Genomic DNA, 25,459 nt, shown 5'->3' on the forward strand with positions numbered 1-25,459 from the left:
TCCCATGCCCCGCAACAACCGCCGCAGACGTGACGAGCACCGGCCGCTCGCGCTGGGACGGGCGCCGCAGACGCGGGAGACGTGGATGGGGCGCGCGTGGATCGTGCGGCGCCTCACCGGGCAGACCTCGCAGCGCACCTACACCTGCCCGGGGTGCACGCACGAGATCACGCCGGGGACGCCCCACGTGGTCGTCTGGCCCGCCGACGGGCTCGGGGGAGCGGACGACCGACGGCACTGGCACTCGCGCTGCTGGCAGGCGCGCGACCAGGGGCGCTACGGGCGCTGAGGGGCTGGCCCGCTCGATCCGCGGGCCGAGAAGTCCTGACATGGCCGGGATATCTGCTCCGGGCCGTGCAATTGCGCGGTCATCAGCGGATTTCCCGGCCTGACCCTTCGAGACGGCCGCGGGCGGCCTCCTCAGGGACCGACAGCAAGACACCGCGGGCGGCCTCCTCAGGGACCGACAGCAAGACACCGCGGGCGGCCTCCTCAGGGACCGACAGCCAGACGGCCGCGGGCGGCCTCTTCTGGACCGAAAAGCTGTTGGTGCACTACCTGCACGGTGCAACAATCGACCGGTGCTCATCAGCCTCGTGCGCCGCCATCTGAGCGGCACGGGCGGCCGGGTCCTGCTGCTCCTCGTCCTGCAGCTCGCCGCGACCCTCGCCTCCCTCTACCTGCCCAGCCTCAACGGCGAGATCATCGACAACGGTGTGGCGACCGGCGACACCGGCTACATCGTGCGCCACGGCGGCGTCATGCTCGCCGTCTCCGTCGTCCAGATCGTCGCGACCATCGCCGCAACGTGGATCGGGGCCGGCCTGTCGGCGACGATGGCCGCGCGGCTGCGCGCGGCCGTCTTCTCGCGGGTGGGCAGCTTCAGCGCCCAGGAGGTCGCCCGCTTCGGCGCCCCGACGCTCATCTCGCGCACGACCAATGACGTCACCCAGGTGCAGACGGTCACCAACATGGCGCTGACGATGATGGTCACCGCGCCGATGATGATGATCGGCGGAGTGATCATGGCCCTGCGCGAGGACATCGGCCTCAGCTGGCTCGTCGCGGTCGCGGTGCCGCTGCTCGCCGTGTCGGTGGGTCTGGTGATCCGGGCGATGATCCCCAACTTCCGCCGCATGCAGACGAGCGTCGACACGGTCAACCGGATCCTGCGCGAGCAGATCACCGGCGTGCGGGTGGTGCGTGCCTTCGTGCGCGAAGGGAGCGAACGCGAGCGCTTCGAGGTGGCCAACACCGAGTACACGGCCTCCGCGGTCGCCGTGGGCCGCCTCATGTCGCTCGCCTTCCCGATCGTCATGGTGATCCTCAACCTCTCGACCGTCGCGGTGCTGTGGTTCGGCGCGCACCGCATCGAGAGCGGGCAGATGCAGATCGGTGCCCTGACGGCCTTCATGACCTATCTCATGCAGATCCTCATGTCAGTGATGATGGCGACCTTCATGTCGATGATGCTGCCGCGCGCGGCGGTCTCGGCCGGTCGCATCGACGAGGTCCTCGCGACCGAGTCGAGCGTCGTCCCGCCGCTCGCGCCGCGCCCGATGCGTGAGCAGCCGCCCTCGGTCGTCCTCGAGGACGTCGAGTTCTCCTACCCGGGCGCGGACTCGCCCGTGCTGTGCGACGTCGACCTGCGGGCCGAGCCGGGCCGCACGACGGCGATCGTCGGCTCGACGGGCGCGGGCAAGACGACCCTGCTCGACCTCGTCCCGCGGCTGCACGACGTCACCGGCGGCCGGGTGCTCGTCGGCGGCACCGACGTGCGCGAGCTCGACGCCGACGAGCTGTGGCGCAGCATCGCGGTCGTCCCGCAGAAACCCTTCCTCTTCTCCGGCACGGTCGCGACCAACCTGCGGCAGGGTCGGCCCGAGGCGAGCGACGACGAGCTGTGGGAGGCGCTGCGGGTCGCGCAGGCCGAGGACTTCGTCCGGGCCCTCGACCTCGGGCTCGACGCCCCGGTCGCGCAGGGCGGCACCAACCTCTCCGGCGGGCAGCGCCAGCGCCTGTCCATCGCCCGCGCGCTCGTGCGCCGCCCGGCGATCTACCTGCTCGACGACTCCTTCTCCGCGCTCGACCTGAGCACCGACGCGAGGCTGCGGGCCGCCCTTCGTCCCGTCGTCGCCGACAGCGTCGTCCTCGTCGTCGCCCAACGGGTCTCGTCGATCATCGACGCCGACCACATCGTCGTCCTCGACGACGGCCGGGTCGTCGGCGACGGCACCCACGAGCAGCTGCTCGAGACCTGCCCGACCTACGTCGAGATCGTCGAGTCCCAGGCTTCGCGGGAGGAGGCGGCATGAGCGCCGCAGGAGCCGCGCGGTGGCGCGAGGGACGAGCGACCCGCGGCGGGTCCGCGAGTCGGCGCGGTGATCGAGCATGAGCGAGGTACCCACCGCGGAGGAGAAGGCCGCCCAGGCCCGGCGGGGCCCGGGTGCCGCCGCGCGTCGCGGACCCATGCAGATGGGCGCGCCGGGGGAGAAGTCGAAGGACTTCCTCCCTTCGGCCAAGCGGCTCCTCGGCCGGCTGCGCCCGCAGCGCTCCCGCGTGCTCACCGCCGTCGTCCTCACCGTCGTCTCCGTCGGGATGAGCGCCGTCGGGCCGCTCGTGCTCGCCCGGGCGACCGACCGGATCTTCGCCGGGTGGATCGGCGCGGAGCTGCCCGCCGGCGTCCCCCTCGACACGATCGTCGAGCAGCTGCGGGCGAAGGGGGAGGACCGCCAGGCCGACATGCTCGCGGCCATGCCGCACCTCGTCCCGGGGCAGGGGATGGACTTCGGCGCGATCGGCCGGATCCTGCTGGTCGCCCTCGGGCTCTACGTCGTCGCCGCGGTGCTGTCCTGGCTGCAGGGGCGCGTCATCGTCCACGCGGTCAACCGGGTCGTCTTCGACCTGCGAGCCGAGGTCGAGGCCAAGCTGCACCGGCTGCCGCTGCCGTACTTCGACAAGCAGCCGCGCGGTGAGGTGCTCAGCCGGGTGACCAACGACATCGACAACGTCGCGCAGTCGCTGCAGCAGACGCTCAGCCAGCTGCTGACGAGCCTCATCACGGTCGTCGCGATGGTCGCGATGATGGTGTGGATCTCCCCGCTGCTCTCACTCATCGCGCTCGTGACGATCCCGATCTCGATCGTGCTCACCGGCGCGATCGGCAAGCGCAGCCAGCGGCACTTCATCCAGCAGTGGACGTCTACCGGCGAGCTCAGCTCGGTCATCGAGGAGACCTACACGGGCCACTCGCTCGTCAAGGTCTACGGGCGGCAGGCGGAGGTCGACGCCGCCTTCGCCGAGCGCAACGAACAGCTGCGGTCGGCGGGCTTCGGCGCGCAGTTCGTCAGCGGCATCATCATGCCGGCGATGATGTTCGTCGGGAACCTCAACTACGTCGTCATCGCCGTCGTCGGTGGCCTGCGGGTCGCCTCCGGCACGATGACCCTCGGCGACGTGCAGGCCTTCATCCAGTACTCGCGGCAGTTCACCCAGCCCCTGACGCAGGTCGCGTCGATGGCCAACCTCATGCAGTCGGGGGTGGCCTCGGCCGAGCGGGTCTTCGAGGTGCTCGACGCTGCGGAGCAGGTCGAGGACCCGCGGGTGCCGGCCGCCTCTGGCGACGGGCACGGGCGGGTGGCCTTCGAGGACGTCTCCTTCAGCTACGACCCGGCGAAGCCGCTCATCGAGGGTCTCGACCTCGTCGTCGAGCCGGGGCAGACCGTCGCGATCGTCGGGCCGACCGGTGCCGGCAAGACGACGCTGGTCAACCTCATCATGCGCTTCTACGAGCTCGACTCCGGGCGGATCACCATCGACGGCGTCGACATCACGACCATGTCGAGGGCCGAGCTGCGCTCGCGCACCGGCATGGTCCTGCAGGACACGTGGCTCTTCAGCGGGACAATCGGCGACAACATCGCCTACGGGCGCCCGGGCGCGACCCGCGAGCAGGTGCGAGCTGCCGCGGAGGCGACCTACGTCGACCGCTTCGTGCATTCACTGCCCGACGGCTACGACACTCATCTCGACGACGAGGGCGGCAACATCTCCGCCGGCGAGAAGCAGCTGCTGACGATCGCGCGCGCCTTCCTCGCCGACCCCAGTCTGCTGATCCTCGACGAGGCGACGAGCTCGGTCGACACCCGCACGGAGCGCCTCGTGCAGCAGGCGATGGCCGCGCTGCGCGGCGACCGCACGAGCTTCGTCATCGCGCACCGCCTCTCGACCATCCGCGACGCGGATCTCATCGTCGTCATGGAGGACGGGAAGATCGCCGAGCAGGGCACGCACGAGAGCCTGCTCGCGGCAGAGGGCGCCTACGCCCGCCTGTACCGCAGCCAGTTCGCCGCCGCCGTGACGGAGCTGGACACCTCGGTCAGCCTCGCCTGAGCTAGGCCGGGGCGCGGAGGTGAGGGGCCCTTCGAGACGCTCGGCCGCGGGCGGCCTCTCTCCTCAGGGACCGTGCCGGCATGACGAAGGGGGCCGCACCGGTGATCCGGTGCAGCCCCCTTTGTGTGGTGCTGGTGCGGTCAGACCGCCTGGAAGCGGTTGATCTGCTTCTCGAACTTCGCGCGCTTCTCGGTGTCGGTGACACCCAGACCCGGCTCGGGGGCGAGCGCGAGGACGCCGACCTTGCCCTGGTGCTTGTTGTGGTGCACGTCGAGGGTCGCCTGGCCGACCTCCTCGAGCTTGTAGGTCTTGCTGAGGGTCGGGTGGACGAGACCGCGGTTGATCAGCTCGTTGGCCTCCCACGACTCGCGGTAGTTGGCGAAGTGGCTGGAGATGATGCTCTTGAGGTTCATCCACAGGTAGCGGTTGTCGTACTCGTGCATGTAGCCCGAGGTCGACGCGCAGGTGACGATCTTGCCGCCCTTGCGGGTGACGTAGACCGAGGCGCCGAAGGTCTCGCGGCCGGGGTGCTCGAAGACGACGTCGACGTCGTGGCCACCCGTGAGCTCACGGATCTTCTTGCCGAGGCGCTGCCACTCCTTGGGGTTCTGCTCGGTGTTGTCGTCGTTCCAGAACTTGTAGCCCTCGGCGTTGCGGTCGATGATCAGCTCGGCGCCCATGTCGCGGCAGATCTGGGCCTTCTCGGGGGAGGAGACGACGCAGATCGGGGTCGCGCCGGCCGCCAGGGCCATCTGCGTGGCGTAGGAACCGAGGCCACCCGAGGCGCCCCAGATGAGCACGCGGTCGCCGAGCTTGAGCGAGGCGCCGTTCTTGGAGATCAGCTGCCGGTAGGCGGTGGAGTTGACCAGACCGGGGGAGGCGGACTCCTCCCAGGTGAGGTGCTCCGGCTTGGGCATGAGCTGGTTGGCCTTGACGATGGCCAGCTCGGCGAGGCCACCGAAGTTGGTCTCGAAGCCCCAGATGCGCTGCTGCGGGTCCATCATCGTGTCGTCGTGACCGTCGGCGTCCTCGAGCTCGACGGACAGGCAATGGGCGACGACCTCCTGGCCGGGCTTCCACTTCGAGACGTGACCGCCGGTGCGCAGGACGACGCCGGAGAGGTCGGAGCCGACGATGTGGTACGGCAGGTCGTGACGCTTGGAGTACTTGTTGAGCCGGCCGTAGCGCTCGAGGAAGCCGAAGGTCGAGACCGGCTCGAAGATCGAGGTCCACACGGTGTTGAAGTTGATCGCGCTGGCCATGACGGCGACGAGCGCCTCGTCGGGGGCGAGCTCGGGGATCGGCACGTCGTCGATGTGCAGCGACTTGCGCGGGTCCTTGTCGCGGCTCTGCAGACCCTTGAACATCTCGACCTCGTCCTTGTGGACGGTCGTCGCGCGGTAGGTGTCCGGCAGGGGGAGGTTGGCGTAGGTCTCTTCGCTGCGGTCACCGGAGAGGATCGCGTCGCGGATCTGGTCGATTGCCATTGAAGGGGCTCCTCGGCCTCGTCGGGGATGTCGGGGTGATGCGTCTGCGTGCAACCTAGGTCGTCACGGAGCCGAGGGGGACGGACTCATGACTGAGTTCACACGGCAGGGTGTGGTGCCTGCCCACCTGGCGGCCAGCATCGGTGCCCATCGTGTCCCGTCCACCGCGCTGGCGACGGACGTGCGGCCGTGACCTCGCTCTCACAGCCTCGGCACGGGCGGGCGTGTCAGATGGTCTGTGTAAGTGGGGTCTCCTATCTGAAGGAGATTGACTATGGCTATGACCAAGCCGAAGGATGACGCGCAGCGTGAGGAGCCGGAGGCTCGTCGGTTGCGTCGTGAGCTGTTCGATGACGAGATGCTCGACAAGTTGATGGCCGCGACGGATGAGCGTGGCCTGTCGCTGACGGGTGAGGGCGGTTTCTTGCCCGAGATGATCAAGGCTGTCCTCGAGCGTGGGATGCAGGCTGAGCTGACCGACCACCTGGGCTACGAGAAGGGCGACCCGGGAGGGCACGGCTCGGGGAACTCACGCAACGGCAGCACCCCCAAGAATTTGGGCACCGAGGTCGGTGACATCGGTCTGGACCAGCCGCGGGATCGCAACTCCACGTTCGCGTCGGCGTTGGTGCCCAAGGGCGCTCGGCGTTTGGGTGGGCTGGAAGACATGATCATCTCGCTGTACGCGGGCGGGATGACGATCCGCGACATCCAGCACCACCTGGCCGCGACGTTGGGCACCGAGCTGTCCCACGAGACGATCAGCAATGTCACCGACGCCGTCGCCGAGGAGGTCACCGCCTGGCAGACCCGCCCGCTGGAGGCGTTCTACCCGGTGATCTACCTCGACGCTCTGGTGGTGAAGATCCGCGACGGCGCTCACGTGAGCAACCGCGCCGCGCACATCGCTGTCGGCGTGGACATGGATGGCGTCAAGCACGTCCTGGGCATCTGGGTCCAAGCCGCCGAGGGCGCGAAGTTCTGGGCGTCGGTGTGCGCGGAACTGGCCAACCGCGGCGTCAAGGACGTGCTGATCGTCTGCTGCGACGGGCTGACCGGCTTCCCCGAGGCCATCGAGGCGACCTGGACCCAGGCGATGGTCCAAACGTGCGTGGTCCACCTGATCCGCGCCTCGATGCGGTTCGTGTCCTACACCGACCGTAAGGCCGTCGCGGCGATGCTGCGCCCGATCTATACCGCCGCGAACGAGGACGCGGCGTTGATGGCGCTGACCACGTTCGCCGACTCGAACCTGGGTAAGAAGTACCCCGCCGCCGTGGCCTCCTGGGAGAACGCGTGGGAGCGGTTCACGCCATTCCTGGCCTTCGGTCCCGCCTTGAGGAAGGTCATCTACACGACCAACTCGATCGAGTCGCTGAACTACCAGCTACGCAAGATCATCAAGAACCGCGGCCACTTCCCCAGCGACACCGCCGCGATCAAGCTGCTGTGGCTGGCCATCCGCACCATCGAGGACAAGCGAGCCCGTGAGCGCGCCAAAGAAGCCGGCACCCCCAGAGGCACTCCCCGCAAGGCACCCGGCAAGCTCGTCGAAGGCTCCGTCATCCAAGGCTGGAAAGCAGCCCTCGGCGAACTCGCCCTGATCTATCCCGACCGCATCAACACCTACCTGTAACCCACCGAGACCCAGTCACTTACACAGACAACTTGACAAGCTCGCACGGGCGGTGGCCCGGCCGTGCCATGGCACTCCCAGACCGGCGTCGACCCCTGCCGACGAGCCCTGTCGCGCACTAGGAATGAGGCAGTTGCCGGCGCAGGGCCGGTGACCGGACACAAGGGGAACACCAGCACGGCGACGGCCGGGACCTCGGGGACCCAGGCCACGGTCGCAACTGGAGCTTCCACAACTACACCAACTCCAACGGCACGACGCGCTACGCCCACCAGTGGACCTTCGGCAACGTCGGCACGACGAAGGGGGCGTGGCACCGGTTCGTCCGGTGCCCCGCCCCCTTCGTCGTGGTGTCTCGTCGCGGCGTCGACGTCAGTGGGCGGTGTCGGCGGCCGGCTCGACGAGCTCGACGAGGATGCCGCCCGCGTCCTTGGGGTGGATGAAGTTGACCCGGGAGTTGCTCGTGCCGCGCTTGGGGGTGTCGTAGAGCAGGCGCAGGCCGCGCTCGCGCAGGGTCGCACACACGGCGTCGATGTCCTCGACGCGGTAGGCGAGCTGCTGGATCCCCTGGCCGTTGCGGTCGAGGAACTTCGCGATCGTCGACTCGGGGGAGAGCGGTGCCAGCAGCTGGATGCACGAGCCCGAGGCACCGACGCGCATCATCGCCTCGCGCACGCCCTGCTCCTCGTTGACCTCCTCGTGGGCGAGCTCCATGCCGTAGGAGTCGCGGTAGAAGGCGATGGCCTCGTCGAGGTCGGGGACGGCGACGCCCACGTGGTCGATGGCGGTGAAGAGATCGGTCATGTCGGCAGCCTAGAGAGCCGAAGGGGGGCGGCGCGCCCCCTTCGGCTGTGGCCTGTCCCACCCGCGCGGGCCGGTCAGGAAGCGGACGCGCTCCTCGTCGCTCGTGCTCAGCCGGATCTTCCAGCTCGCGGCGGGCGCCCTTCGGCGCCTATGTCCTCAAAGGGCGCGCCCTCACCCCCCGGTCGTCGCGCTCTTCGAGCAGCACTGGGCCACCGGTGCCCACCACACGGCCGTCGACGCCGGCCGCGACGTCTGCACCGAGCGCGTCCGATAGGTCGTCGCCCTCCTCGCCCGCGGTATGAAGGACGAGGCGGTGCGGCGGGCTTCGTCGAATGACCGGTCATGTGTCGTGCCCCACCCGGGCAGGGCTGCCCTCCCTTCGTCCTCGTCGCTAGGGTGAGCGCAAGCCGTGGCGCCGGGACCGGTGCCGCGTGACCACACACCGTTGTTGGAGGCATCCAGATGTCCGATCGTCCCGTGTCCGTCATCGTCGCCGGGGCCCGCACCCCGATGGGCCGCCTGAGCGGCTCCCTCAAGGGCTTCTCCGGCAGCGACCTCGGTGGCTTCGCCATCAAGGGCGCGCTCGACAAGGCCGGCGTCAAGGGCGAGGACGTCGACTACGTGATCATGGGCCAGGTGCTCACCGCGGGCGAGGGCCAGATCCCGGCCCGCCAGGCCGCGATCAAGGGCGGCATCCCCAAGAACGTCCCGGCCCTCACCGTCAACAAGGTCTGCCTCTCGGGCATCGACGCGATCGCGCTCGCCGACCAGCTCATCCGCGCCGGTGAGTTCGACATCGTCGTCGCGGGTGGCCAGGAGTCGATGACCAACGCCCCGCACCTCCTGCCGAAGAGCCGCGAGGGCATCAAGTACGGCGACACCAAGCTCAAGGACTCGATGGCCTACGACGGCCTGCACGACGTCATCACCGACCAGGCGATGGGCGCGCTCACCGAGGGCAAGAACGCCGAGGACTCCGCCTTCTCCCGCGAGGAGCAGGACGCCTTCGCCGCCGCGAGCCACCAGAAGGCCGCCCAGGCCTGGGCCGACGGCAAGTTCGCCGACGAGGTCGTCCCGGTCGAGATCCCGCAACGCAAGGGCGACCCGGTCGTCTTCGACACCGACGAGGGCGTGCGTGGCGACACCACCGCCGAGTCCCTGGGCAAGCTGCGTCCGGCCTTCGCCAAGGACGGCACCATCACCGCCGGCTCCGCCTCGCAGATCTCCGACGGTGCGGCCGCGGTCGTCGTCATGAGCAAGGCCAAGGCCGAGGAGCTCGGGCTGACCTGGCTCGCCGAGATCGGCGCCCACGGCGTCGTCGCCGGCCCGGACTCGACCCTGCAGGCACAGCCGGCCAATGCCATCGAGGCCGCCGTGGCCAAGGAGGGCATCGCCGTCTCCGACCTCGACGTCGTCGAGATCAACGAGGCCTTCGCGGCCGTCGGCCTGGCCTCGGCCAAGCAGCTGGGTCTGGCCGACGAGCAGGTCAACCCCAACGGTGGCGCCATCGCCATGGGGCACCCGCTCGGCATGTCCGGCGCCCGCATCACCCTCGCCCTCGCACACGAGCTGAAGCGCCGCGGTGGCGGCGTCGGCGCCGCCGCCCTGTGCGGTGGTGGCGGTCAGGGTGACGCGCTGATCATCCGCGTGCCGAGCGCCTGAGCTTGAGCCGCACGGTCGACGTCCCCGTCCTGGTCGAGGAGGCCAGGGCGGGGACGTCGCGCGCCGTCGGGCGACTCATCTCGCTCGTCGACGACCAGCACCCCGCCCTGCCGGAGGTCATGCGTCTGCTCGCGCCGCACACCGGTCGGGCGCACGTCGTCGGCATCACCGGGGCCCCCGGCGTCGGCAAGTCGACGACGACCAATGCCCTGGTCCGCCAGCTGCGGGCCCGTGGGCAGCGGGTCGCGGTCCTGGCCGTCGACCCCTCGTCGCCCTTCAGCGGCGGGGCGCTGCTCGGTGACCGGATCCGGATGACCGATTCGGCCGGCGACCCCGACGTGTGGATCCGCTCGCTCGCCAGCCGCGGCCACCTCGGCGGGCTGTCCGTCTCGACGCCTCAGGCCGTGCGCGTGCTCGACGCGGCCGGCTTCGACACGGTGCTCGTCGAGACCGTGGGGGTCGGCCAGTCGGAGGTCGAGATCGCCGGCGCCGCCGACACCACCCTCGTGCTCCTCGCGCCGGGCATGGGTGACGGGATCCAGGCGGCCAAGGCCGGGATCCTCGAGATCGGCGACGTCTTCGTCGTCAACAAGGCCGACCGCGAGGGCGCCGACTCGACCGTGCGCGACCTGCGGCACATGATCCAGCTCGGCGAGGGCACCGCCCCGGGCGGCTGGCGCCGTCGGGTCGTGCGCGCCTCGGCGATGAACGGCGAGGGGGTCGACGACATCGCCGCCGCCGTGACCGACCACCTGCAGCACCTCGTCGCCAGCGGCACCCTGCGGCGTCGCCGGACCGCCCGCGCACGCGACGAGATCACCGCCCTGGCCGTCGCCCGGCTGCGGGCCCGCATGGGTGACCTCGGCTCCGGCGGTCTGCTCGAGCGGCTCGCCGAGCAGGTCGTCGACGGTGGCCGCGACCCCTTCGCCGCGGTGGACGAGCTGCTCGAGACGCTCGACCTGTCCTCCTGACTCTGCATTGCCCTACGGCAATGCAGAGTCAGGAGGCATTGCCGTAGGGCAATGCAGAGTTCGGCCACCGGGTTGCTGCATTGCCCTACGGCAATGCGGAGTCAGGGGTGGGTGGAGTGACGGCGCAGTGGGGGCAGGCCGGCTGCACGACGAAGGCCGACCGCACGGGATCGTGCGGTCGGCCTCGGTCATGCCGGGGGGCGTGGGTCAGAGGCCCTCGGAGACCCGGATCTCGTCGAAGTCGCCGATGTCGGAGATGGCGCCGATGCAGGTGGGGTCGTAGTCGGTGCTGCCGGCGTCGAGGTAGCTGGTGTTGCAGGTGACGTCGTCGATGACGTCACCGTCCTCCATGAAGTAGAAGGTCAGGTAGAAGGAGTCGCTGGACCCGCTGTCGTTGCGCACGGACAGGCCCGAGATGTCGTCGCCGATGACGCTCCAGCCGGACTGGATCGCGGCGCCGCTGACATTGGCCGTGCCGCCCTCGCTGATCGTCGTCGCGCCGGCCGCGTCGGAGTTCTTCGACGAGTTGGCCGAGGAGGTGTAGCTCGAGATCTGGTCATCGGCCTCGTTGACCACGAAGACGAAGAACCCGCCGACGGAGCAGCAGCACAGGATGATCACCGCGGCGATGATGCCGAGGATCCACCACAGGGTGTTGTCCTTCTTCTGCGGGGCGGCACCGAAGCCGGCAGCACCTGCCGGGGCCTGGTAGGGGTTGGGACCGGCGCCACCGGGCGGCGGCGGGGCTGGGTACGACATGGGTGGATCCCCCTGCACAACGTGGCGTCTGGACCGGGCGAGCGCCCGTGCGCGCCAGTCTACGTCCCGGTAGCCCAGCGCGAGCATCTACGCTGGCCCGGACATGACTGACGACACGACGCCCGAGCTGATCGGTGGCCGCTACGAGCGCCTGCGCCCGATCGGCCGCGGGGGCATGGGCACCGTGTGGTTGGCCCGCGACACGGTCCTCGGCCGTCAGGTCGCCCTGAAGCAGATCGGTGACTTCCCCGGCGAGAGCGAAGGGGAGACCCGTCGCGCGATGCGCGAGGCGAGGGCCGCGGCGGCCCTCAACCACCCGAACGTCGTCGCCGTCTACGACGTCACCGAGCACGCGGGCACACCCTGGCTCGTCATGGAGTACGTCGCCGGCCCGACGCTCTCCTCCGCGATCCGCGAGCGCGGACCGATGACGCCGAAGGGGGCCGCGGACCTCGGCGCGCAGCTCGCCGGCGCGCTCGCCGCCGCCCACCGGGCCGGCATCGTGCACCGCGACGTCAAGCCGGCCAATGTCCTCATCGGCGGCGGGCGACCCAAGCTGGGCGACTTCGGCATCGCCCGCGCCGGCACCGACGACCAGCTGACCCAGACCGGCCTGGTGACCGGCACCCCGAGCTACATGGCCCCCGAGGTCGCCATGGGCGACGAGGGTGGCGAGGCCGCCGACGTCTGGGCGCTCGGCGCGACGATCTACTTCGCCGTCGAGGGCCAGGACGCCTACCCCTCGCAGGGCAATGCCCTGGCCACTCTGCGCAGCATCTCCGCGCACCCGCCGCGCCGCCCCGAGCGGGCCGGTCCACTCGAACCGGTGCTCGCCGACATGCTCTCGCGCGACCCGGGCCGCCGCGGCACGATGGCGCAGGTCCTGCGCCGGCTCGAGAGCATCGCGGCCGGCGGCACCGCCGGCGCCTCACCAGCGGCCGCCCGCACGACCGTGGCACCCGCGGCCGGCGCTGCGGGAGGTGCGGGTGCCCCCTTCGACCGGCAGGCGAGCGCGCCCCCGCCGCGCAAGGGCAACGGCCTGCTCTGGGCGCTGCTCGTCGCCGGGATCATCGCGCTCGCGGTCGCCGCGATCGCCTTCGCCGCAACCCGCGGCGACGACGACCCCGGAGCTGGCGGGACGAGCACGACGACCCCGACCTCCAGCGAGCCCGAGACGCTCACCGAGACCACGACCGAGACCGAGACCGCCGAGCCGACGCAGGAGCCCACGACCGAGGAGTCCTCGGAGTCGTCCGACGAGACCTCGCAGGAGTCCTCCGACGACGCGCCGATCACCGAGGAGGAGGGGCGCAGCTTCGTCGAGGAGTACTTCGCGACCGTCACCTCCGACCGAGACGCCGCCTGGGACATGCTCGCGCCGGCTCGCCAGACCGACCGGGCGGGCTACGACGAGTTCTGGGAGGGCATCGCCTCGGTGCAGACCGAGGACATCACCGTCGACGAGGAGGCCTCTACGGTGAGCGTCAAGCTCACCTACAACCCCAAGGGTCGGCCCAAGAGCGTCGAGACCCACACCTACGAGCTGACCCGGATCGACGGCCGGATCAGGATGACCAAGTGATCGGAGGACCCCGTGCTGCTCGCCTTCAGCATCGCCCCGTCGTCGCCTGACGACAGCGGCTCCTACGCCGAGGCCGTGGCCGCGGCACTGCGCATCGTCCGCGACAGCGGCCTGCCCCACGACCTCGGGTCGATGTTCACGACGGTCGAAGGGGAGTGGGACGAGGTGATGGCCGTCGTCAAGCAGTGCGTCGACGCCATGGAGCCCTACGGCGACCGCGTCGGACTCGTCATGAAGGCCGACATCCGGGCCGGTCGCACCGGGCAGATGAGCGCCAAGGTCGAGCGGGTCCGGGGCCTGCTCGACGACCCCGCCACTTCGTGACGATTTTGTGACCTTCGGGGGTCTTTGGGATGGTGGACCGTCCGCCGCGTCGGCGGGCACCCACTGATGTCCCACGGAAAGTCCCCGATGTGAGCACGCTCATCCCGCGCGTGGCCGGCGCCCTCCTGGCCCTCCTCGGCCTCGTCGCCGCGGTCGTCGGCGGTTGGTTCCTCGCCAACCTCGGCACCTCCGGCACCGCCACCTTCACCGCCGAGCCCGGCCAGCGCGTCGTCGTCCTCGAGCCCGACGTGCTCAACCGCGTCGACCACCCCGTCGAGGTCACCGCGACCGGCTCCGGAGAGCTGTGGTCGGGCACCGCCCGCCCCTCCGACGTCGAGGCACTCGTCGGTGACGGCGCCCGCGCGCACGTCGCCGGCGTCGACGTCTCCGACTGGGCCCTGAAGTCCACCGACGAGGGCAAGGGCCAGTCCGTCGACCCCGGCAGCCTCGACGTGTGGCAGGAGAGCGCGACCGGCACCGACGAGGTCAGCCGCACCATCGAGCAGGCGGACGCGCCGCAGACCCTCGTGGTCGCCGCGCCCGAGGGCGCCGAGATCGAGTCCGTCGAGCTGACCGTCGTCGACGGCTCGTGGGGCACGACCGCCCTCGTCACCCTCGTCGTCGGGATCCTGCTGCTGCTCGCCGGCCTGGCGCTGCTCCTTCGCTCCACCGGGCGCCTGCGGGGGCTGCGCCGGTCCGCCCGCCCGACCACCGAGGAGGGCTCCGCATGAGCCGCCGTCGTACTCCCTTCGTCATGACCGTGGTGGTCCTGCCGCTCGCCCTCGGGGGCTGCGGCCTCGGCTCCTCGATCGCCGGCATCCACGACGCTCCCGCCGAGCAGTCGGGTGGCGCGTCGGTCACCTCCGGCACCGCGACCAAGGTCGCCGAGCGCGTCGTCGGTGATGCCGCCGAGGTCAGCCGGGCCAAGGCCGACTCCGCCGCGCGCCGCAAGGTCCTCTCCGGCCCGGCCCTGCGCGAGATCGAGGCGGCCGCGGTGAGCAAGGACTCGGCGGGCCGCACCTCGGCCGAGACCGAAGGCCTCGAGGTGCTCGCCGTGAGCCGTGGCACCGACTGGCCCCGCGCCGTCCTGGCGACCTCGCGCACCGGCGACGTCCAGCACCTGCACGTGCTCGTGGCCGAGAAGGCCGACCGGCCGTACACCCTCTTCGCCGACGTGCCCATGGCGGCCGGGGCCAGCGTGCCGGCACTGCCGGCCGTCGACGAGGGCGCTCCCGTCAAGCTCTCCTCCGCGCCCAGCCAGGACGTGGCGACCGCGGCCACGTCGTGGGGCAAGGCCGTGGCCTTCCCCGCACCGAAGAAGGCGCCGCAGGACGTGTCGGTCGCCGACGGCTTCTCCACCGCGCTGAAGAAGAACGCGAGGACGACCAACAAGGACCTCGGCGACCTCGCCGACTACACCCAGCGCCAGGCGATCGCCGACGGCGAGACGGTGAGCTTCGAGCTCGCCGACGGCGGGGCGATCACCTTCGTGCCGATGACCCGGACGGACACGATCCGGGCGACCGACAAGCTCAAGGAGCTGAAGATCGAGCAGCAGGCGCTCAAGCACGTGCTCGACGCCTCCACGGTCAAGCGGGCGCTGTCGGTCAAGCACGCCGAGACGCTTGCGCTGGTCACGCCCGCCGAGGGCAAGGCCCGCGTCGTCGGCGCGAGCGAGGTCGTGGAGTCGGCTGCGGGCAGCTGATCCCGGGTGACCGGCGGCCCCGCGGGTGGGGGACAATGAGGTCATGAACGACCCGACCCGAGCCCTCCGCGGCGCCGTCGATCTCTCCGGCCTCGGCGGCCCCGCCCGCCCCTCGACCCCCGCGGGTGCGCCCGCTCCGACGCAGACCGGCGCTGCCGGCCCCGCCGCTCCGGCAGCCCCTGGTGCGCCCGGCGAGACGCCCGGTGGTGCGCCCGCACCTGCGGCCGGTGGGTCGCTCGACGCGCTGCTCGTCGAGGCGACCGATGCGACCTTCAACCAGGTGGTCAGCCGCTCCGGTGTCGTCCCGTCCGTGGCCGTCGTCTGGTCCTCGGAGCACCCCGAGAGCCAGGCGCTGCTGCGCGATGCCTTCGACATCGCCACCGGCCTCGAGGGGCGCCTGCAGGTCGTGAGCATCGACATCGCGACCAACCCGCAGATCGCCCAGGCGATCCAGCCGCCCGAGGTGCCGCTCGCCCTCGGGCTCGTCGGCGGCCAGCCGGTCCCGCTCTTCAGCGGGCTCGTCGACCGCGAGCAGTTCCGTCAGGTCCTCGACCAGCTGCTGCAGGTCGCCGTCCAGCACGGCATCACCGGGCGGGTCAGCGCCGACCAGGCACCCGAGGGGGCCGAGGAGGAGCTGCCGCCGCTGCACCAGGAGGCCTACGACGCCATCGAGCGTGGTGACCTCGACGCCGCGGCCGCGGCCTACGACAAGGCGATCGCCGCCGACCCCAAGGACACCGACGCCCAGCTCGGGCTGGCCCAGGTCGGCCTGATGAAGCGCACCCAGGGAGTCGACCTCCAGGCCGCCCGGGCGGCTGCGGCGGACGACCCGCGCGACGTCGACGCCGCGCTCCTCGTCGCCGACCTCGACGTCCTCGGCGGTCACGTCGAGGACGCCTTCACCCGGCTCATCGACCTCGTCCGGGTCACCGCGGGCGAGGAGCGCGACCGGGTCAAGACCCACCTGCTCGATCTCTTCGCCGTCGTCGGCAACCACGACGAGCGCGTGCGCAAGGGCCGCACGACGCTGATGAGCGCGCTCTTCTAGGCGACATCAGCCGGACCGAGGGCCGCGCTCCCCGCAAGGGAGTGCGGCCCTCGACGCATGGTGACACGCTGCCCGTGATCTCGACTTGACCTCTCCGTGATCCATCTGTGACCATCGGTGCGCCCCTGCTCCGACCGGAAGTCCTGATCGTGCGCCACATCCTGCCCAAGACCACCACCGCCCTGGCCGCCGTCGCGGTCGCCGCCACCGGCGGCATCGCCGCCGAGACCGCGGCCCCGCAGACGGCCGAGGCGACCTCGACCGGCACCACCGCCCGCGTCACCGCCAACTCCAGCGACCGCTGGCAGGCGACCAAGCTCGCCTCCTCGCGCGTCAACAAGACGCCCTACCGCTATGGCGGCACCTCGCTGCGGACCGGCGCCGACTGCTCCGGCTTCGTCCAGACCGTCTTCAAGAATCAGGGCGTCAGCCTGCCGCGCACCGCGGCCCAGCAGAAGTCGGCCGTGCGCAAGATCCACCGCACGTGGCTGCGCGCCGGGGACCTGGTCTTCTACGGCAGCTACCACGTCGGCGTCTACGTCGGCAACGGCTACATCGTCGACGCCCCGTCCTCCGGCCGCATGGTCAGCAAGCGCAAGATGTGGTCCGGCTCGCGGACCTACGGCACGCTGCGCCCGGCCTGACCCGAGCTCGTCAGCGCGCCGGCGCGACCGGCGTGAGGTAGAGCGCGCCGAGCGCGGCCACCGACACCTCGACCGACCACGGCTGGCCCTGCCAGGGCTGCTCGTCGGCGGTGAGCACGACTCCGGCCTGGCTTGGTGAGCCCGCCCCGTCGTAGCCCGAGGTGTCGAGCGCCACCTCCCAGCGACCCCCCTTCGGCACACCGATGCGAAGGGGGGTCCGCGCTACCCCGCCGAAGTTGACGACGACCGCGACGACGTCGTCCTGGCGCTGCGTGTCGCCGAAGCGGAGGAAGGAGACGGTGTTGCCCTGCTCGTCGTCGGCGTCGAGCCACTGGAAGCCTGCCGGCTGCTCGTCGAGCGCCCACAGGGCCGGGTGCGACGTGGCGAAGGAGTTGAGGTCGGCGACGAGCTCGGCGACCCGCCGGTGGTCGGCGTGGTCGAGCAGGTGCCAGTCGAGGGAGCGGCTCTCCGACCACTCGCTCGTCTGGGCGAACTCGGTGCCCATGAAGACCAGCTGCTTGCCCGGGAAGGCCCACTGGTAGGCGTAGAAGGCGCGCAGCGTCGCGAAGCGCTCCGGGTCACCGCCCGGGATCTTGTAGGGCATCGACCCCTTGCCGTGGACGACCTCGTCGTGGCTGATCGGCAGCAGGTAGTGCTCGGCGTAGGCGTACATCATCGCGAAGGTGAGCAGCCGGTGGTGGTGCACGCGGTTGATCGGGTCCTCCGCGAGGTAGCGCAGGACGTCGTTCATCCAGCCCATGTTCCACTTCAGGCCGAAGCCCAGCCCGCCCTCGCTCGTCGGCCGGGTGACGCCCGGCCACGCGGTCGACTCCTCGGCGACGGTGACGATGCCCGGCGAGCGCCGGTAGGCGGTGGCATTGACTTCCTGCAGGAGCGCGACGGCCTCGAGATTTTCGCGGCCGCCGTGGGCATTGGGGACCCACTCGCCCTCGCTGCGGGAGTAGTCGAGGTAGAGCATCGAGGCGACGCCGTCGACCCGCAGGCCGTCGATGTGGAACTCCTCGAGCCAGTAGAGGGCATTGGCGACGAGGAAGTTGCGCACCTCGGGGCGCCCGAAGTCGAAGACATAGCTACCCCAGTCGGGCTGCCACCCGCGGCGCGGGTCGGGGTGCTCGTAGAGGGGCAGGCCGTCGAAGCGCACGAGCGCCCACTCGTCGGTCGCGAAGTGCCCGGGCACCCAGTCGAGGATGACCCCGATGCCGGCGCGGTGCAGCTCGTCGACGAGGTGGCGGAAGTCGTCGGGCGTGCCGAAGCGCGAGTTGGGCGCGAAGTAGCTCGTCACGTGGTAGCCCCACGACGGGGGATAGGGGTGGTCCATGACCGGCATGAGCTCGACGTGCGAGAAGCCGTGGTCGCGCACGTGGGCGACGAGCTCGCGGGCGAGCTCGCGATAGGTCAGGCCCTGGCGCCACGAGCCGAGGTGCACCTCGTAGATGCTCATCCGGCCGGTGTGCGGGTCGGTCGTGGCCCGCTGCTCCAGCCAGGCGTCGTCACGCCACGCGTAGGTGCTGTCGGTGACGACCGAGCCGGTCGCGGGAGCCGTCTCGGCCAGGCGTGCCATGGGGTCGGCCTTGTGGCGCAGCACGTCGTCGGCGCCGCGCACGGCGAACTTGTAGATGCTGCCGACGGGGACGTCGGGGACGAAGAGCTCCCACACGCCCGACTCGCCGAGCAGCCGCATCGGGTGGGTGCGCTCGTCCCAGCCGTTGAAGTCGCCGATGACGTGAACGGCCTTGGCCCGGGGCGCCCACACCGCGAAGGCCACGCCGGTGACCTCACCCATCGGGCCGTCGTATCGGCGCGGCCGCGCCCCGAGCACGGTCCACAGCTGCTCGTGGCGGCCCTCGCCGATGAGGTGCAGGTCGACCTCCCCGAGGGTGGGGACGAAGCGGTAGGCGTCGTCGCCGACGTGCTCGATGCCGTCCTGCCAGGTCGTGAGGACCCGGTAGTCCATGGTGCGCGTGGCGTCCGGCCGCACGCCGGAGAAGATGCCGTCGCTCTCGTGCGCGAGGTCGATGACGACGTCGTCCTCGAAGCGCACCCGCACCCGGGTGGCCAGCGGGCGACGCACCCGCACGCGCAGCCCGCTCGGCTCGAGGTGCTGGCCCAGGACGTCGTGGGGTTGGCTGCTGCGCCCGTGGGTCACGGCCCACAGGGCGCCGGGCAGGGCGGAGTCGGGGACGGGTGTCACGAGCGTGCCTCCTGGAGCAGTCGGTCGATCGCGTCGGTCGGCAGGCCCAGCCAGGTCGGCCGGTTGCGGGCCTCGTAGACCACCTCGTAGAGCGCCTTGTCGAGGACGAAGGCGGTGAGCAGCGGCCCGTGCGAGCGCGGGTCGACACCGACGTCGGCGTAGCCGTCGAGGAAGGCGGTCTGGGCGTCGGTGCACCAGCGGCGCACGTCGGTGGTCGGTTCGGCGCGGGCGACAGTGCCGGCGACGTAGTCGAGGGAGCGCAGCACGCCGGCGACGTCGCGCAGGGTGCAGTCCGGTGCGTTGCGCTCGGCGAGGGGGCGCAGGGGCTCGCCCTCGAAGTCGATGAGCACCCAGCCGCGGTCGGGCGCGTCGAGCACCTGACCGAGGTGCAGGTCGCCGTGGATGCGTTGCAGCGCAGGCCAGCTCGCCGCCTCGGCGGCCGCCCACACGGCCTCGAGGGCGGCGGCGTGCGCGGCGAGCCCGGGCACCTCGCTCGTCGCCATCGCGGCCCGGCGGCGCATGGCCGCGACCTGACGGGAGACCTCCTCGGCGCCGGGCGCCACCGTGGGCAGGGCGCGGGCCAGGGTCGCGTGGACCTCGGCGGTGGCCCGGCCGAGCTCGCGGGCCCGGGCCGTGAAGTCGGTGCCGTCGGCAGCCATCCGCAGGCACTCGCGCCAGGCGTCCGTCGTGCCCTCGAGGTACTCCTGGGCGAAGGCCAGCTGGCCGACGTCCCTCCCTTCGCCGTCGGGCCGCTGCCAGGCACCGGCCACGTGACCGACGCTCGCGGGGACGAAGGGGGAGCGGGACGCGGCGAGTGCACCCTGGAGGGTGATGTCGGGGTTGTCGCCCGGGGAGAGGGTGCGGAAGACCTTGAGGATCACCGGAGCGCCCGTGCCGGGGGCCGGCTGCACGACGACGGAGGTGTTGGACTGCTCGCCGGTGAGCACCCGGCTCGAGGCGACCACCGGGTCGTCGGGCCACGCCGGGTGTGGTGCGCCGACGACGTCGGGCTCGACGGTGTCGGACACGGAGCCGGCCTGCGCCGCGACGCGCCCCCGCAGCAGCGCCATGAGCTGGGTGACGAAGACCAGGTCGTGCGGGGCGTCGTAGACCCATCGGTGGCCGAGGACGGAGTGCTCCATCTCGCCGACGAGCGCGGCCTCGCCGCCGGGCAGGGGGGCGCCGCGGTAGGTGAGCGGCACCTGGTGGACGGTCGGGCTCGGCCCGGACTCGTCGAGGACGACGATCACCTCGATGCCGACCTCGCCGGCCGGGTCGTCGAGGCGCCACGAGTCGAGACGGCGAAGCCTCGGGCGGCCCTGGCCGGGGAACCACCGCTGCTCACCGACCCAGCCGGCGAGCAGCTCGAGCTTCGTCGGGACGAGGGTGGCGTCGTAGATGGTCGCCATCAGCGGCGCACCGAGACGATGTGGACCGGCTCCGCGTCGGGGCCGAGGCGCACATAGGTGGCCTGACCCCACTCCCAGCGGGCGCCGGTCACGTGGTCCTCGACCTCGAAGCGCGCGTCGGGCGCGAAGCCGAGGGCGCCCATGTCGAGACGCAGGGTCGATTCACGCGTGGTGTGCGGGTCGACGTTGGCGACGACGATGACGGTGTCGACGGTACCGTCGTCGAGGGTGCGCGACTTCGCGTAGGCGATGAGGTTCTCGTCGTCGACGTGGTGGAAGGTCAGGTTGCGCAGCAGCTGCAGGCTCGGGTGCTGCCGGCGGACGCGGTTGAGCATCGTCAGCCAGCCGATGAGCGAGTCGCCGCGCTCGGCGACCTCGGCCCAGCGGCGGTCCTTGAGCTCGTACTTCTCGTTGTCGATCTGCTCCTCGGCGCCGGGGCGGGCGACGTGCTCCATGAGCTCGTAGCCGGCGTAGACGCCCCATGTCGGCACCATCGTCGCGGCGAGGGCGGCGCGAACCTGCCACGCGGCCCGGCCCCCGAACTGCAGGTAGGGGGTGAGGATGTCGTGGGTCGTCGGCCAGAAGCTCGGCCGCATGTAGGCCGCCGCCTCGCCGCTCACCTCGGTGCCGTACTCGACGAGCTCGGCCACGGTGTTGCGCCAGGCGAAGTACGTGTAGCTCTGCTGGAAGCCCACCTTGGCGAGGGTGTGCATCATCGCCGGCTTGGTGAAGGCCTCGGACAGCCAGATGACGTCGGGGTGGTCGACCGCGACATCGGCGATGAGCCACTGCCAGAACTCCACCGGCTTGGTGTGCGGGTTGTCGACGCGGAAGATCTTCACCCCGTGGTCGATCCACACCTGCACGACCCGGCGCACCTCGGCGTAGATGCCGGCGGGGTCGTTGTCGAAGTTGAGCGGGTAGATGTCCTGGTACTTCTTCGGCGGGTTCTCCGCGTAGGCGATGGTCCCGTCGGCGCGGGTGGTGAACCACTCGGGGTGCTCGTTGACCCACGGGTGGTCGGGGGAGCACTGCAGCGCCAGGTCGAGCGCCACCTCGAGGCCCAGACGGGTCGCGTCGGCCACGAAGGCGTCGAAGTCCTCGAAGGTGCCCAGCTCGGGGTGGATCGCGTCGTGGCCGCCGTCGGGGGAGCCGATGGCATAGGGCGAGCCGGGGTCGTCGGGACCGGCGTCAAGGGTGTTGTTGGGCCCCTTGCGCGCGGTCGTGCCGATGGGATGGATCGGGGTGAGGTAGACGACGTCGAAGCCCATCGCCGCGATCGCCGGCAGCCGCTGCGCCGCGGTACGCAGGGTGCCCGTGACCCACCGCCCGGTCGCTTCGTCGAAGCGTGCCCCCTCGCTGCGGGGGAAGATCTCGTACCAGGACCCGAAGAGCGCCAGCTCGCGCTCGACGAGCAGCGGCAGGTCCGTGCTCGGGGTGACCAGCTCGCGCAGCGGGCGGGCCTCGAGCTCCGCGGCAGCGGGCCCGGTCGTCACGAGGTGCAGCGCCGCGGTCGCCTGGTGACCCGTGAGGTCGCGCAGGACCGCCGCCGCCTGACGAAGGGAGGTCCGTCCCCCTTCGTCACGGAAGGGCTCGGCCGCCGCCCGGTCGAGGATGATCGCCCCCTCCTCCCGCATGAGGTCGGCGTCGATGTCCGCCGGGATCTTGATGCCGGCGTCGTGCACCCACGTGCCCCACGGGTGCGACCAGCCCTCGACGCGGTAGTGCCACAGGCCCTCGCGGTCGGCGACGACCTCGGCCTCCCACAGGCTCAGACCGGGGTTGGTGCAGGTCATCGACAGGTGGCGCTCGGCGCCGTCGGGGTCGGTGAGCACGACGGTCGCGCCGACCGCGTCGTGGCCCTCGCGGAAGACCTCGGCGCTCACGGTGAAGGGCTCGCCGACGACGGACTTCGCGGGACGGGCGCCGTGGTCGACCACCGGACGCACACCCGTGACGGGGATGCGGCCGAGCGGTTGCTGCGGCGCCACGGACACGGGGGCCGTGCTCGCGGGGGCAGGGGCGACGGTGAAGTCGGTGCTCACTCCCGCAACGTTACCCGCGGTCCGCCCGGCGGAGGTTGGCGCGCCGGGGTCGGATCCCCCAAGATGGGGGAGGTGAAGGCCATCCGACGTTTCAGTGTCCGCACCGCCCTCCCCGAGCCCATCGCCGCCCTCGGCGACCTCGCGATGAACCTGCGCTGGAGCTGGCACACGCCGACGCGCGAGCTCTTCGCCGACATCGACCCCCAGCGCTGGGCGGACGTGCGCCACGACCCGGTCCGACTGCTCTCGGCCTTCTCCGCCAGCGAGCTCGATGAGCTTGCTGGCGACGGCGACTTCGTCGCCCGGGTCGACGCCGCCAAGGCCGACCTCGACGCCTACCTGTCCGCCCCGCGGTGGTTCCAAGAGGAAGCCCCCCGGTCCCTGAGGAGCGACGAAGGAGCCTCGAAGGGAGCCTCGAAGGGAGCCTCGCAGGGCCTGCCCGCCTCGATCGCCTACTTCAGTCCCGAGTACGGCATCACCGAGGTGCTGCCGCAGTACTCCGGCGGGCTCGGCATCCTCGCCGGCGACCACCTCAAGGCCGCCTCCGACCTCGGCGTGCCGATCGTCGGCGTGGGCCTGTTCTACAAGACCGGCTACTTCAAGCAGCGCCTCGACGCCTCGGGCTGGCAGCAGGAGACCTACCCGGTCCTCGACCCCCAGGGTCTGCCGCTGCACCTGCTGCGCGAGGACGACGGCACCCCCTGCGTGGTGACCGTCGCGATGCCCGGGGGCGCCTCCCTTCGCGCTCATGTCTGGCGTGCCCAGGTCGGCCGGGTGCCGCTGCTGCTGCTCGACTCCGACGTGCCCGGCAACGACGACGCGATGCGCGCGGTGACCGAGCGGCTCTACGGCGGCGGAGGCGAGCAGCGCCTGCAGCAGGAGATGCTCCTCGGCATCGGGGGCGTGCGCGCGCTGCGCCTGTGGTCCCGGCTCACCGGTGCGCCCGCGCCCGAGGTCTTCCACACCAACGAGGGCCACGCCGGCTTCCTCGGCATCGAGCGGATCAGCGAGTTCACCCAGGGCGCCGGGCTGAGCTTCGAGGAGGCGATGGAGGCCGCCCGCGCCGGCACCATCTTCACCACGCACACTCCGGTGCCCGCCGGCATCGACCGCTTCGACGTCGCGCTCCTCGAGCGCTACTTCGGCGGCGCCCAGGAGCTGCCGGGCGTGCCGCTCGACAAGCTGCGCGCGCTCGGCGCCGAGACCTACGAGGGCGGCTCCGAGGGCATCTTCAACATGGCCGTGATGGGCCTGCGGCTGGCCGAGCGGGCCAATGGCGTCTCCCAGCTGCACGGCCACGTCTCCCGCGAGATGTTCGACGGGCTGTGGCCGGGCTTCGACGACGCCGAGGTGCCGATCACCTCGATCACCAACGGCGTGCACGCGCCCACCTGGGTCGACGACGCGGTCTTCGACGTCGCCGCCGAGCACCTCGGGGGCCGAGACGTCGAGGCCGGTGACCAATGGTTGCAGATCGGGGACGTGCCCGGCGAGGCGATCTGGGCGGCCAAGGCGCAGATGCGCGCCCGGCTCGCCGAGGACGCCCGGGCCCGGCTGCGCTCCAGCTGGGCCAAGCGCGGCGCGACCGACGCCGAGCTCGGCTGGACCGACTCCGTGCTCGACCCCGAGGTGCTGACGATCGGCTTCGCCCGGCGGGTGCCGACCTACAAGCGCCTGACGCTCATGCTGCGCGACCCCGAGCGCCTCAAGGCACTGCTGCTCCACCCCGAGCGGCCGGTGCAGCTGGTCATCGCCGGCAAGTCGCACCCCGCCGACGAGACCGGCAAGCAGCTGATCCAGCAGATGGTGCGCTTCGCCGACCAGCACGACGTGCGCCACCGCATCGTCTTCCTGCCCAACTACGACATCGCGATGGCCCGCACGCTCTACCCGGGCTGCGACGTGTGGCTCAACAACCCGCTGCGCCCCTTCGAGGCGTGCGGCACCTCGGGCATGAAGGCCGCCCTCAACGGCGGGCTCAACCTGTCGATCCTCGACGGCTGGTGGGACGAGTGGTACGACGGCGACAACGGCTGGGCGATCCCCACCGCCGACGGCGTCGCCGACGAGGCGCGTCGTGACGACATCGAGGCCGCCGCGCTCTACGACCTCATCGAGACCCAGGTCGCACCGCGCTTCTACGACGTCGACGAGCAGGGCCTGCCGCAGCGCTGGCTGTCGATGCTGCGGCACACCCTGACGACCCTCGGCCCCAAGGTCCTCGCGACCCGCATGGTCCGCGACTACACCGAGCGGCTCTACGCCCCGGCCGCCGCGCACAACGCCCGGGTCAACGCCGACGACCACGCCGGCGCGCGGGCGCTGGCCGACTACAAGGCCCGGGCCCGCGCCGGCTGGGCCGCGGTGCGGGTCGACCACGTCGAGGGGTCCGGCATCTCCGACAGCCCGCTCGTCGGGGAGTCCCTGGCCGTCGACGCCTACGTCGCGCTCGACGGCCTGGCGCCGCACGAGGTCGACGTCCAGGTCGTCGCCGGTCGGGTCGAGCTCGGCACCGACGACCTCGTCGACTGGGACGCCACCTCGCTCGAGGCCGTCGAGGTCTACGAGGACGGCAAGGCGAAGTTCTCCGGTCAGGTCCCCATCGAGCGCACCGGCCAGTTCGGCTGGACCGTGCGGGTGCTGCCCCGGCACGAGCTCATGGCCTTCCCCGCGAGCCTGGGGCTCGTCGCCAACGCCTGAGTTCTTGGTCCTGCGCCACCCGCGTGGTCGCCTCTCCCGTCGCCCGCTCCTGTCGTGCAGCGGGTGGAGGTACCAGCGA

Annotated in this window: 19 protein-coding genes; 13 read left to right on the plus strand and 6 right to left on the minus strand. The window is 71.3% G+C overall.

Going from position 1 to position 25,459, the window contains the following annotated elements; genetic code table 11:
- The first annotated feature begins 4 nt into the window (after positions 1 to 4).
- The 3 genes from NYE39_RS15450 (at position 5) to NYE39_RS15460 (ending at position 4,392) form a co-directional block, all read left to right on the plus strand.
- Positions 5 to 289 (plus strand): hypothetical protein, encoded by a 285-nt coding sequence (locus NYE39_RS15450; protein WP_341013229.1) that lies wholly within the window; start codon positions 5 to 7, stop codon positions 287 to 289.
- A gap of 292 nt (positions 290 to 581) precedes the next feature.
- Complete coding sequence (locus tag NYE39_RS15455) at positions 582 to 2,315, plus strand: ABC transporter ATP-binding protein (RefSeq protein ID WP_341013230.1); 1,734 nt, start codon at positions 582 to 584, stop codon at positions 2,313 to 2,315.
- 76 nt (positions 2,316 to 2,391) lie between these two features.
- Entirely contained in the window at positions 2,392 to 4,392 is a 2,001-nt protein-coding gene (locus tag NYE39_RS15460) for an ABC transporter ATP-binding protein (RefSeq protein WP_341013231.1), read from the plus strand.
- A 140-nt stretch (positions 4,393 to 4,532) separates the two neighbouring features.
- On the opposite strand, the gene ccrA is transcribed toward NYE39_RS15460, so the two are convergent.
- On the minus strand, positions 4,533 to 5,873 hold the full coding sequence (gene ccrA, locus NYE39_RS15465) for a crotonyl-CoA carboxylase/reductase (RefSeq protein ID WP_226283261.1): 1,341 nt from the start codon (positions 5,871 to 5,873) through the stop codon (positions 4,533 to 4,535).
- Between the two features lie 286 nt (positions 5,874 to 6,159).
- Here ccrA and NYE39_RS15470 point away from each other — a divergent pair, with 286 nt between their 5' ends.
- The gene (locus NYE39_RS15470) at positions 6,160 to 7,515 is read left to right on the plus strand and encodes an IS256 family transposase (protein WP_445667061.1); all 1,356 of its coding nucleotides are present in this window, start codon (positions 6,160 to 6,162) and stop codon (positions 7,513 to 7,515) included.
- A 372-nt stretch (positions 7,516 to 7,887) separates the two neighbouring features.
- Here the strand turns inward: NYE39_RS15470 and mce are convergent, their stop codons facing one another.
- The gene (gene mce / locus NYE39_RS15475) at positions 7,888 to 8,319 is read right to left on the minus strand and encodes a methylmalonyl-CoA epimerase (RefSeq protein WP_072624019.1); all 432 of its coding nucleotides are present in this window, start codon (positions 8,317 to 8,319) and stop codon (positions 7,888 to 7,890) included.
- Positions 8,320 to 8,781: 462 nt separating this feature from the next.
- On the opposite strand from mce, the gene NYE39_RS15480 reads away from it, so the two are divergent.
- Positions 8,782 to 9,981 carry an acetyl-CoA C-acetyltransferase gene (locus NYE39_RS15480; RefSeq protein WP_072624021.1) on the plus strand — a complete coding sequence of 400 codons (1,200 nt, stop codon included), beginning with the start codon at positions 8,782 to 8,784 and terminating at the stop codon, positions 9,979 to 9,981.
- Between the two features lie 2 nt (positions 9,982 to 9,983).
- Positions 9,984 to 10,952, plus strand: coding sequence for a methylmalonyl Co-A mutase-associated GTPase MeaB (meaB, locus tag NYE39_RS15485; RefSeq protein ID WP_341013232.1), 969 nt, complete (start codon positions 9,984 to 9,986; stop codon positions 10,950 to 10,952).
- 207 nt (positions 10,953 to 11,159) lie between these two features.
- Here the strand turns inward: meaB and NYE39_RS15490 are convergent, their stop codons facing one another.
- A complete protein-coding gene (locus tag NYE39_RS15490) occupies positions 11,160 to 11,711 on the minus strand; it encodes a hypothetical protein (RefSeq protein ID WP_341013233.1) in 552 nt (183 codons plus the stop codon).
- Between the two features lie 103 nt (positions 11,712 to 11,814).
- Here NYE39_RS15490 and NYE39_RS15495 point away from each other — a divergent pair, with 103 nt between their 5' ends.
- From NYE39_RS15495 to NYE39_RS15520, 6 genes are all read left to right on the plus strand, one after another.
- On the plus strand, positions 11,815 to 13,293 hold the full coding sequence (locus NYE39_RS15495; RefSeq protein WP_341013234.1) for a serine/threonine-protein kinase: 1,479 nt from the start codon (positions 11,815 to 11,817) through the stop codon (positions 13,291 to 13,293).
- Positions 13,294 to 13,305: 12 nt separating this feature from the next.
- On the plus strand, positions 13,306 to 13,617 hold the full coding sequence (locus tag NYE39_RS15500; protein ID WP_341013235.1) for a thiamine-binding protein: 312 nt from the start codon (positions 13,306 to 13,308) through the stop codon (positions 13,615 to 13,617).
- Positions 13,618 to 13,706: 89 nt separating this feature from the next.
- Positions 13,707 to 14,348 carry a hypothetical protein gene (locus tag NYE39_RS15505; RefSeq protein WP_341013236.1) on the plus strand — a complete coding sequence of 214 codons (642 nt, stop codon included), beginning with the start codon at positions 13,707 to 13,709 and terminating at the stop codon, positions 14,346 to 14,348.
- The gene (locus NYE39_RS15510; protein WP_341013237.1) at positions 14,345 to 15,322 is read left to right on the plus strand and encodes a hypothetical protein; all 978 of its coding nucleotides are present in this window, start codon (positions 14,345 to 14,347) and stop codon (positions 15,320 to 15,322) included. The genes NYE39_RS15505 and NYE39_RS15510 overlap by 4 nt, the downstream gene beginning before the upstream one ends.
- A 43-nt stretch (positions 15,323 to 15,365) precedes the next feature.
- A complete protein-coding gene (locus NYE39_RS15515) occupies positions 15,366 to 16,370 on the plus strand; it encodes a co-chaperone YbbN (RefSeq protein ID WP_072624028.1) in 1,005 nt (334 codons plus the stop codon).
- A gap of 149 nt (positions 16,371 to 16,519) precedes the next feature.
- A complete protein-coding gene (locus tag NYE39_RS15520; protein ID WP_072626129.1) occupies positions 16,520 to 17,014 on the plus strand; it encodes a C40 family peptidase in 495 nt (164 codons plus the stop codon).
- Between the two features lie 10 nt (positions 17,015 to 17,024).
- Here the strand turns inward: NYE39_RS15520 and glgB are convergent, their stop codons facing one another.
- Genes glgB through NYE39_RS15535 form a run of 3 tightly spaced genes read right to left on the minus strand, consistent with a single transcriptional unit; the run spans position 17,025 to position 22,680 of the window.
- Complete coding sequence (gene glgB / locus NYE39_RS15525; protein ID WP_341013238.1) at positions 17,025 to 19,226, minus strand: 1,4-alpha-glucan branching protein GlgB; 2,202 nt, start codon at positions 19,224 to 19,226, stop codon at positions 17,025 to 17,027.
- Complete coding sequence (locus NYE39_RS15530; protein WP_341013239.1) at positions 19,223 to 20,635, minus strand: maltokinase N-terminal cap-like domain-containing protein; 1,413 nt, start codon at positions 20,633 to 20,635, stop codon at positions 19,223 to 19,225. Before NYE39_RS15530 ends, glgB begins: the two co-directional genes overlap by 4 nt.
- On the minus strand, positions 20,635 to 22,680 hold the full coding sequence (locus tag NYE39_RS15535; RefSeq protein WP_341013240.1) for an alpha-1,4-glucan--maltose-1-phosphate maltosyltransferase: 2,046 nt from the start codon (positions 22,678 to 22,680) through the stop codon (positions 20,635 to 20,637). Before NYE39_RS15535 ends, NYE39_RS15530 begins: the two co-directional genes overlap by 1 nt.
- A gap of 72 nt (positions 22,681 to 22,752) precedes the next feature.
- On the opposite strand from NYE39_RS15535, the gene glgP reads away from it, so the two are divergent.
- The gene (gene glgP, locus NYE39_RS15540) at positions 22,753 to 25,380 is read left to right on the plus strand and encodes an alpha-glucan family phosphorylase (RefSeq protein ID WP_341013241.1); all 2,628 of its coding nucleotides are present in this window, start codon (positions 22,753 to 22,755) and stop codon (positions 25,378 to 25,380) included.
- Positions 25,381 to 25,459: the final 79 nt, after the last annotated feature.

This window comes from Janibacter sp. FSL W8-0316 (assembly GCF_038004165.1).
GTDB lineage: Bacteria > Actinomycetota > Actinomycetes > Actinomycetales > Dermatophilaceae > Janibacter > Janibacter indicus.

Bases quoted from the DNA above. Each gene is read 5' to 3' on its own strand.
- NYE39_RS15460 (WP_341013231.1), top strand. From the start codon at position 2,392: ATGAGCGAGGTACCCACCGCGGAGGAGAAGGCCGCCCAGGCCCGGCGG.
- NYE39_RS15480 (WP_072624021.1), top strand. From the start codon at position 8,782: ATGTCCGATCGTCCCGTGTCCGTCATCGTCGCCGGGGCCCGCACCCCG.
- NYE39_RS15530 (WP_341013239.1), bottom strand. From the start codon at position 20,635: ATGGCGACCATCTACGACGCCACCCTCGTCCCGACGAAGCTCGAGCTG.
- NYE39_RS15515 (WP_072624028.1), top strand. From the start codon at position 15,366: ATGAACGACCCGACCCGAGCCCTCCGCGGCGCCGTCGATCTCTCCGGC.
- NYE39_RS15495 (WP_341013234.1), top strand. From the start codon at position 11,815: ATGACTGACGACACGACGCCCGAGCTGATCGGTGGCCGCTACGAGCGC.
- NYE39_RS15510 (WP_341013237.1), top strand. From the start codon at position 14,345: ATGAGCCGCCGTCGTACTCCCTTCGTCATGACCGTGGTGGTCCTGCCG.
- NYE39_RS15450 (WP_341013229.1), top strand. From the start codon at position 5: ATGCCCCGCAACAACCGCCGCAGACGTGACGAGCACCGGCCGCTCGCG.
- mce (WP_072624019.1), bottom strand. From the start codon at position 8,319: ATGACCGATCTCTTCACCGCCATCGACCACGTGGGCGTCGCCGTCCCC.
- NYE39_RS15470 (WP_445667061.1), top strand. From the start codon at position 6,160: ATGACCAAGCCGAAGGATGACGCGCAGCGTGAGGAGCCGGAGGCTCGT.
- NYE39_RS15490 (WP_341013233.1), bottom strand. From the start codon at position 11,711: ATGTCGTACCCAGCCCCGCCGCCGCCCGGTGGCGCCGGTCCCAACCCC.